The sequence below is a fragment of the Okeania sp. SIO2B9 genome (genome assembly GCF_010672505.1).
In the GTDB taxonomy this organism is placed as follows: Bacteria; Cyanobacteriota; Cyanobacteriia; order Cyanobacteriales; family Microcoleaceae; genus Okeania; species Okeania hirsuta.
In genome coordinates this window covers 1-2,072 of record NZ_JAAHGK010001314.1, presented here as the reverse complement: position 1 = coordinate 2,072, position 2,072 = coordinate 1, and the positions used below count along the sequence as shown (strand labels likewise).

General features: G+C 34.3%; 1 protein-coding gene and 1 pseudogene. Both read right to left on the bottom strand.

The genetic code is table 11. The features are described 5' to 3' along the window. Positions 1-22: 22 nt before the first annotated feature. On the bottom strand, positions 23-1,444 hold the full coding sequence (locus tag F6K13_RS30225) for an ABC transporter substrate-binding protein (RefSeq protein ID WP_287289432.1): 1,422 nt from the start codon (positions 1,442-1,444) through the stop codon (positions 23-25). A gap of 27 nt (positions 1,445-1,471) precedes the next feature. Next, positions 1,472-1,867 (bottom strand): annotated as a pseudogene (locus F6K13_RS30220) (CHAT domain-containing protein); the annotation flags it as partial. Positions 1,868-2,072 lie beyond the last annotated feature (205 nt).

Below are 2,072 nucleotides of genomic sequence, written 5' to 3'. Positions count from 1 at the left end.
CTTATCTAATCCCAATTTTTCCCTAGAAGGAGTAACAGGAAAAATTGGGATTAGATAAGATTCTTTGTAACTGTTTACGAGAATAATTACCCATCATTTCATCTACAGCTTTAATAATAGTTTTAGTCGCATCATAAGATTTAGCAGTACGCCAATTAATTTCCGCATTCCAAAACTTTTGAGCTGTTTGACTAAATTGGGAGTTAGGGTGACGATGCCAAGGAATAGCAAGAGTTAAATTTGCTCGGTCTGCTTGTTGACCTGCATCTTTTAATACCCTGGGATTATAAATAGAATCTCCACCCAATAATTTCAATCCTTTAGCATTATTAATGATGCCGATAACATTACTCAAAGTTCTGTCTGTAGCTGGAACTAAAAACATTATTTCTGCTCCTCGATTTTGTGCTTCTTCTACACAGTCACTGGCACTAAAATTCCCGGACGAAATATTGCACTTATATACGAATTTTTCTGGCAGTAATTTATTAAATTCTTTAGTTAAAGACTGACTATAAATATTACCAGGTATATAGGCAACTGCTATTTTTTTATCTGCCCAATTTTGTCGTTCCAAATAATTCCATAGAGTTTGAGCTGCTAGATGATCGTTTGGTGCAACTCTCAAGACAAATTTACCGAAATTTTTCAAAAGAATAGAAGTGCTAGTAGGAGAAATTACTACTAATTCTGCTTTGTTATAAATCTCTCCTGCTTGTAAAGTCATATCACTAGAAGAGTGACCAATAACGGCAATAATTTCTTCCTTTGCTACTAAGGTTTGAGCAATTTTTTCGGCAGTTTCTGGCAGATATTCATCATCAGCAATAGTAACTTTTAAAAATTTACCATTGAAACTACCAGAGCAATTTAGTTGATTTTCAGTATCTTTAATAGCCAGAGAAATTTCCGGTAAACCACAATTAAATTCGCTTTGAGCTTGAGCAACTCCTCGCAAAATTTCCTGGGAAATATCTGATTCCTGACTAATAGGAACGCTAACTGCTATTTCTATCTTTTGCCCAATATTAGTATCAGATTTTTGTTGAGCAATTGCATTATTCAAATAAATCAAAGTTTCCGGGTCATTTTTCTTGACTTGGAGAGACTGGCGAAATTGAGCGATCGCCTGAGCAAAGTTACCATTATAAAATTTTTCAATTCCTTCTTCTTTTGCCGGATTTTTCTCGGAAGAAATTAACAACTTTTCCCCCTGACTAATATTTTGTAAAATTGCTGGTTGTATCCCGATAACCTTAGTTTCAGTGAATTGATTTTTAACTAAATTTATCCCCAAAATTACCAATAAAATTCCTGTCGTTAGTCCTAAAGGCAGCTTAAATTTATTGATAACTTTCTGCCATAAATTGGAAGAAATTAACTGCTGCCAACTCAAAGGATGAGACAAAGCTGTTTCTTGAATACAAAGAGTGGGTAACCACATTGCCCCTGGATATTCAGACTCAAAATGTTCTAATCTTTCTCGAGCTATTCTCATAGATTTAAACAGAGATTGATTATTCGCAAATTCTGCAAAAAAATACTCTAAAAATTTAACTGCCACCAGGTCAGGAACAGGTTCTCGCATAACAATAATTCGTGATAAACCAAGCTTCGCTAACTGATTTGCTAAACCCAAACCATCACAGGAATTAAATATTGCCAACTGCAACCCATTATCTATTGCATATCTCAAAGAATTTTTAAATTCTTTAATACTTAATTTATCCCGTTCGTTCAAATAAATCCAACCAATTGAACCATCTTCTTTACTACAACTATGCCCGGCAAAAATCAATATATGATAACCAGGTTCCTCCCGCAAAGTATCAGATAAAATCTCCTGTGTTGGTTGATTTAAAAATCTTACCTCTGCACCCTTTTCTTTTAACTTTTAAATTACTTCTAAATCCAACTGTGTATTAATACCATCACTCTTACCAACTATGGCAATAATTCTTACTTTTGAAGATTTACGAGGCCGTCTAAATCTTCCTTGACCTCTAACTCGGATAGCAATTTCTGTTTGAGGAAAACGAGAATGGAATTTATTTCAATCTCGTTTTCCTCAG

Coding starts and splice junctions, on each gene's coding strand:
- F6K13_RS30225 (WP_287289432.1), bottom strand. CDS start 1,444: ATGTGGTTACCCACTCTTTGTATTCAAGAAACAGCTTTGTCTCATCCT.